Annotated in this window: 8 protein-coding genes; 6 read left to right on the top strand and 2 right to left on the bottom strand. The window is 66.7% G+C overall.

Going from position 1 to position 5378, the window contains the following annotated elements:
* Positions 1-319 (bottom strand): contractile injection system protein, VgrG/Pvc8 family (locus tag A7D27_RS26510; RefSeq protein ID WP_256557223.1); only part of this gene is annotated, 319 nt, incomplete at its 3' end.
* A gap of 329 nt (positions 320-648) precedes the next feature.
* Here A7D27_RS26510 and A7D27_RS26515 point away from each other — a divergent pair.
* Genes A7D27_RS26515 through A7D27_RS26525 form a run of 3 tightly spaced genes read left to right on the top strand, consistent with a single transcriptional unit; the run spans position 649 to position 1842 of the window.
* The gene (locus A7D27_RS26515; protein ID WP_069563655.1) at positions 649-1077 is read left to right on the top strand and encodes a GTP pyrophosphokinase; all 429 of its coding nucleotides are present in this window, start codon (positions 649-651) and stop codon (positions 1075-1077) included.
* On the top strand, positions 1074-1337 hold the full coding sequence (locus A7D27_RS26520; RefSeq protein ID WP_069563656.1) for a hypothetical protein: 264 nt from the start codon (positions 1074-1076) through the stop codon (positions 1335-1337). Before A7D27_RS26515 ends, A7D27_RS26520 begins: the two co-directional genes overlap by 4 nt.
* Before the next feature lie 10 nt (positions 1338-1347).
* A complete protein-coding gene (locus A7D27_RS26525) occupies positions 1348-1842 on the top strand; it encodes a hypothetical protein (protein WP_069566636.1) in 495 nt (164 codons plus the stop codon).
* A gap of 15 nt (positions 1843-1857) precedes the next feature.
* Here the strand turns inward: A7D27_RS26525 and A7D27_RS26530 are convergent, their stop codons facing one another.
* Positions 1858-2979, bottom strand: a complete 1122-nt coding sequence (locus tag A7D27_RS26530) for an ankyrin repeat domain-containing protein (RefSeq protein ID WP_069566637.1) — start codon at positions 2977-2979, stop codon at positions 1858-1860.
* Between the two features lie 266 nt (positions 2980-3245).
* Here A7D27_RS26530 and A7D27_RS26535 point away from each other — a divergent pair, with 266 nt between their 5' ends.
* From A7D27_RS26535 to A7D27_RS26545, 3 genes are read left to right on the top strand one after another with little or no spacing between them, the layout of a single operon-like run.
* Complete coding sequence (locus tag A7D27_RS26535; protein WP_069566638.1) at positions 3246-3680, top strand: DcrB-related protein; 435 nt, start codon at positions 3246-3248, stop codon at positions 3678-3680.
* A 42-nt stretch (positions 3681-3722) separates the two neighbouring features.
* Positions 3723-5018 carry a polymorphic toxin type 46 domain-containing protein gene (locus A7D27_RS26540; protein WP_069566639.1) on the top strand — a complete coding sequence of 432 codons (1296 nt, stop codon included), beginning with the start codon at positions 3723-3725 and terminating at the stop codon, positions 5016-5018.
* Positions 5015-5299, top strand: a complete 285-nt coding sequence (locus tag A7D27_RS26545; RefSeq protein WP_069566640.1) for an immunity protein Tsi6 family protein — start codon at positions 5015-5017, stop codon at positions 5297-5299. The genes A7D27_RS26540 and A7D27_RS26545 overlap by 4 nt, the downstream gene beginning before the upstream one ends.
* The last annotated feature ends 79 nt before the right edge of the window (positions 5300-5378 follow it).

Consider the following 5378-nt stretch of genomic DNA (forward strand, 5'->3'; position numbering starts at 1 on the left):
AAGTGCGCGACAGCAGCCACAGCCAGGGCCGCAGGGTGACGCGGTAGCCGGCGAACTGTCCGGTGCCGGAGGACTGGCTGCAGCGCGCGGCAATGCCGTGGAAGTAGCGCTGGCCGCCGTCGGGCAGCTCCACCGAGAGCCCCATGGGCTTGCCCAGCAATGCGTCGAGCTTGATGGCGGGGTTTTCTGAAACCAGACTCAGTTCATAGTCGAACAGGCGACCCAGTTGTTCATGGCCGTCCAGCCGTTCCAGTACCAGGACGTTGGCGCCCAGGGGGCTGCTGACTTTCGCCATGCGGGTCGATTGAGTGATTTGCATCGCCTTCCTTGCCTCGTATGCCACCGCCGGGGCGTGGTTCCGCGTCAGCGGCCCGTCGCCAGGAAATCGACTTGCCCGGCAAGCCGGGAGGGCGGGAAAACCCTGGTCGAAGTTGTAGCAGACGAGGCCGTTGCCGAGCGTTTTTTCCGATATCCGCGAATCCTTGCGTAGCCTGGGCTGCACGCTGGCGAGCAGGGCCGGCAACCGTTTTAGAGCAGCCCCCGGAGGCTGTCCATCGGATGCCGCCAAGGCTGCGTGGCGTGTCTCAGTTCCGGCAAGGCAGGTTTCAGGCTGCTAATCTCCGCGCCCTTCACAGAGGAGCCCAAGGAATGAATACCCCACTGGAAACCGCCATTGCCCTGGCTTGCCGTGTCCATGCCGGCCAACGGGACAAGGCCGGACGGGCCTATGTGCTGCACCCCCTGCGGCTGATGCTGCGCTTCGATGACCCTGAGGCGCAGATGGCGGCCGTGCTGCACGACGTGGTCGAGGATGGCGACGTCAAGCTCGAGGACCTGCGCATCCTCGGCATCCCCGAGACCGTCGTTCAGGCCGTCGACTGCCTCAGCCGCCGTGAAGGCGAGACCTACGAGACCTTCATCGAGCGCATCCGTCCCAACAACCTGGCCCGGCGGGTCAAGCGCGAAGACATCCGCGACAACCTCGATGTCACCCGCCTGCCCGAACTGGGCGAGGCCGACCTGGCCCGCGTCGCCCGCTACCACCGCGCCCTGGTCGCCCTGGAGCGCCCCGAGTGAGTTGGCGTGACGTGGTGTTCAGCCCCCGGCACCGGTTCGCCCTGGGGGTCGAAGAAGGCGGCGACCGTTACTACCTGTCCATCCCGGTGAACAATGGCCTGGTCGATTACGAAGAGCGCTACGCCATCACCCGCGAGTCCTTCGAGCGCTACCGCCGCGACCTGGAAAGCGCGCTGCCCATGGTCCGCGCCTGCCGCGCCCGCGCCCTCGATCACCTGCTGCTGGAACCTGTGGCTACGCCGCGGGGCGAGCCGACGTGAGCCTGGCAGAGTGCTGAGCCAGGCGCTGGCCCGCGACGCCCTGGGTGCCTTCCTGCTTGGCGAGCCGCCGTATTTCCACGAGGCGCGCGTCGAGCATGAGGAGCCACAGAACTTCGGCGCCGCGTTCGAGGCACTGCTGTTGCCGTACTGGCGCGAGAGCGCTGACCCGGAACTGGGGGAACGCCTGACGGGTGCCTGCCTGGCGTTGCTCGCTGGGCATCCTGACCACAACCGCGCCATCTATTGCGTCCACGCCTGGATCTGGGAATACCGCTATGCCCAGGTGGGGAAAGGCATCCCGCTGTTCGACTGGAGACTGGAGCCCGTCGTGGTGACGCTCACGGTGTGCATCGAGCGGGCACGCACGGCGCTGGTAGCCGATACCCGCTGGGCCGGTGCCCCCTGGAACAGCGCCGACGGGATCTGGGGAGCGCTGCTGCGCGCCTCGCTGCACCTGCGAGAGCGGCTGGGCGGGCCGGACCTGGTGCCCAGCGAATCGGAGTGAGCCCGGCGCAACTGGTCAGGCCTTGATCGCCACCGCCTTCCAACTGGCCGCGCGTTTCTTGCCGGCCCAGTCCGCCAGCTTCTCTGGCGTAGGCCGCCCTACACGGGGATAGCCCATGGGCACCAGCAGCAACAGCGTCACCTCGCCTTCGGTCGCGCCCTCGGTGGCGGGCGGAAAGCGGTAGTCCACCGCCACCATGGCATCGACACCCTCCGGCCAGGGCAGGTCGCGGAAGCGTTCATCCCCGCGCTCGGCCAGCCAACCCTCGCGGATCGCCTCGCCTTTGAGGCGTGCCTGCGCTGCACGCCAGAGCAGTTGGGCGGGGAAGGCGCAAGGCAGGTCTGCCGTGATGGCCGCGCGGTTCAATGGCCAGTCGTAAGGCAGGGCGACCATCAGCTCGATGCGCGGCTGGGAAACGTGCACCCCCAGGGTGAACAGCAGCTTGTGGGCCCGGCCGTTGCCGACCAGTGCCGTCCGCAGGTCGATATCCTGCCCGCACAGCCTCTGGCTGGGGCAGGGCGTGAGGACGAAACCGACCCGCTCGAAGATGTGCTCGAAGATCCCGCTGCCACGTACCCGGGTGTAGTCCATCTGTTCTTGCGCACAGTGCCCGCCCTGTTCAGCCAGCCACCCCGCCAGCGCCCCATGACCCCAGACCAGCGCCGTATCGCGAGCGGTCTGGTTGAGGCGCAGGTGCAGGCGGTCGAGGTCGGCACCGTGCTGCACCAGCAGCGCAGCCACCTCACTGTGGCCGCCTACGGCCGCGGCGATGAGCGGCGTGAGGATGCCCCTGCAATCGCCGTCCACCGCCGCGCCGTTATCCAGCAGCCAGCGCACCGTCGCGAGGTGACCCGCGCCCGCCGCATCGACCAGCGGCGTGCCGTGGCTGCCATCGAGAACCCCCGTGTCGAGCCCCTTCTTCACCAGGTAGTCGACGATCTCCAGGCAGCCATGGCGAGCCGCCAGGTGCAGCAGCGTCCCCTGGCTGGCCAGGCCGAAGAGGGGCACGGCCAGCCACTGCGGGTGGGCCTCCAGGGCGGCGCGCACGGCCGTCAGGTCGGCCCCTTCGATGTGCGTGTAGAGCGCGGCGAGGGCGGGGGCGTTGTCGTCGTAGAGGGTGTTTGGCGCGGTCGTCATGGGGTGTTTGTCCGAAAGCGGGTGGTGCGTTCTGCGGCAAAGGTAGAGCTGCACGCCGTGAGGTGTCCTTGAAGGTGATCCCGTTTCCACCGTTCCAGGCAAGAAGCGAGACCAAGCGCAAGCCCTGAGCATCGCGCGGGGGGTTGTCCTTGATTGTTGAGCCCTGTTGCCGGAAGATTTTCGCCCGCCGGGCGTAGGATGATGTGCCGTAGTCAATAAGGCAGTTCCTACGCAGAGCCCATCACCTAGGGAAGGCCTTCAGTACAGTGACTCTCTACCGACTCAACGAGGCGGACCTGGACGTCCCCGATGCCTGGCAGGACCAGAGCATCAACATCTTCAAGCTGCCCGCCACCGGCAGCGCCAAGGAAGCCAGCTTCGTCATCAGCCGCGACCCCAGCCAGGGCGACACGCCCTTCGCCGACTACATCGCCCAGCAGCTCGCCAATGCGCGCCAGCAGTTGCCCGGGTTCACCCTGGTCAAGCAGTGGGACATCAACCTGAACGGTGCCCCTGCGGTGCTGCTGGACTACACCTGGCAGCGCGATGGCCGGGTGCTGATGCTTCGCCAGGTGTTCATCGAGCGCAAGCCGGCGGTGCTGATCACCACGCTGACCACCACGCCCCAGGACCTGCCGTTCCACGAGCCGGCCTGGAAGCAGGCGATGCAGACCCTCAAGCCGCTGCCTCCGGCAGCCTGACCGGGGCCGCCGACGGCCCGAGCAAGGAAGTGAAGTACCTCGATGGATGCGCAGGCAGCAGCACGGCTAGGGGATGAGATCGCCCACGGTTTCGGCCTGGCGGCCATGGTCGCCGGGGCGGTGGCAGGAGCGCTGATCGGTGCGGCGGTGATCGCCGCAACGGCCGCCACGGGTGGTGTCGCATTGGCGGTGATGGCTGGCTCCATCGCCGCCGGTGGCCTGTCCATGTTCCAGGTGGTCAAGGGACTCAGCACCATCTTCAACCTGCCGGAGCCGACAACCGGGGCGCTCATACGTGGCAGCCCCAACGTCTTCGTCAACGCCCGCAATGCGATGCGCGCGGGTGAGGACGCCGCGTCCTCCTGCAGCGGCCTGCCGTGCAACCACCCCTACTGGCCGTTCGAAGTGGTCATCGCCGAAGGCAGCGCCACGGTCTACATCAATGGCAAGCCGGCGGCCCGGCTGACCAGCAAGATGAGCTGCGGTGCGCACATCAAGACTGGCAGCGAGAACACCTTCATCGGCGGCCCGACGGAGCGCGTGGCCTTCGTGCTGGACATCGAAGGCTGGGTGCACAGCGGCCTGGAGATCCTCGGCCTGGCAGCCCTGGGCGTCGGCCTGGTGGTGGCGGCCATGGCGGGGCTCGCGGTGTTGGCAGCGACCGTTGTCGTGGGCGGCGCCATCTACGGCGGCATGGAGCTGCTCGGCCAACTGGGTGATCGCCTGGGGCCTGGCTACCGCGACCTCCTTCAAGGCGTCGCCGGCCTGGCGCTGCTCGGTATGGGACCGAAGCTGGCCGGACGCAAGCCGACCGCCGCCGTGACCTCGGAGGTGGCGCAACGACGCGCGTACCTGAACAAGAAGTTCGGGCGCAGTGGTGATCTCGACCACGACATCAACTATCGCGGTAACCGCGAGGTGGCGAGCAACTTCTTCAAGTCCAAGGGTTATTCGAAGAGCGATGCCGAGTCGTACATGAACGGTCTGGATTTCAACCATCCCGTGCGCGTCGAGACCCTGGCCCCGAACAAGGCCCTCTGGCAGTACCAGTCTCCCGGGGCGCCCCAGGGCAACTGGTATACAATCAGCCCCAAAGTCCAGCCGACCGAACTGGGGATCAACCCCATGGGCACCAACCGGGCGGCGAACACCATCGAGCCGAAGGTCCTCAACTCCTACAAGACCACGCAGAAGGTGGAGGTGCTGCGCAGTACTGCAGCGCCCACCACGGACTTCTGGTCGGTCAAGGGCCAGAACTACGATGCCAAGGGTGGAGCGACGCAGTTGTTCTCCAACCAGAAGGACGCATTTGGAATTATCTCCCCAGGTGGACCATGACTCCCGTTGAATACATAGATCGCGCGCTGGCGCTGGTGATCCAGCGTGCCGCCGCGCTTCCCGGGCAAGAAGTGCTGGTGTCCGCAGAACGGCAACTGAGGTACGTCAGGGCTGTGCTGCTGGACAAGGGCCTGGATCGCTCGATGCTCCACCAGATCACTCTTGGCAGCATTGCCGTGAAGGAGTTCGACGAAACCGACCCTGATCTTGCCAGGGCCCTGAAGGACGCCCACTACGTGGCGGTGCAGACCGGGCGTGGCCTCAAGGTCGACCTGCCCTGAATACCCGATTGACCGCGTCATGACCGGAGCCGCCTTGCGCGGCGCCGGTTTCCAAGCGGCCCATCACCCGAGAGAAAAA

Source organism: Pseudomonas sp. 1D4, assembly GCF_001728925.1.
Classification (GTDB): Bacteria; Pseudomonadota; Gammaproteobacteria; order Pseudomonadales; family Pseudomonadaceae; genus Metapseudomonas; species Metapseudomonas otitidis.

Bases quoted from the DNA above. Each gene is read 5' to 3' on its own strand.
- A7D27_RS26515 (WP_069563655.1), top strand. From the start codon at position 649: ATGAATACCCCACTGGAAACCGCCATTGCCCTGGCTTGCCGTGTCCAT.
- A7D27_RS26530 (WP_069566637.1), bottom strand. From the start codon at position 2,979: ATGACGACCGCGCCAAACACCCTCTACGACGACAACGCCCCCGCCCTC.
- A7D27_RS26545 (WP_069566640.1), top strand. From the start codon at position 5,015: ATGACTCCCGTTGAATACATAGATCGCGCGCTGGCGCTGGTGATCCAG.
- A7D27_RS26540 (WP_069566639.1), top strand. From the start codon at position 3,723: ATGGATGCGCAGGCAGCAGCACGGCTAGGGGATGAGATCGCCCACGGT.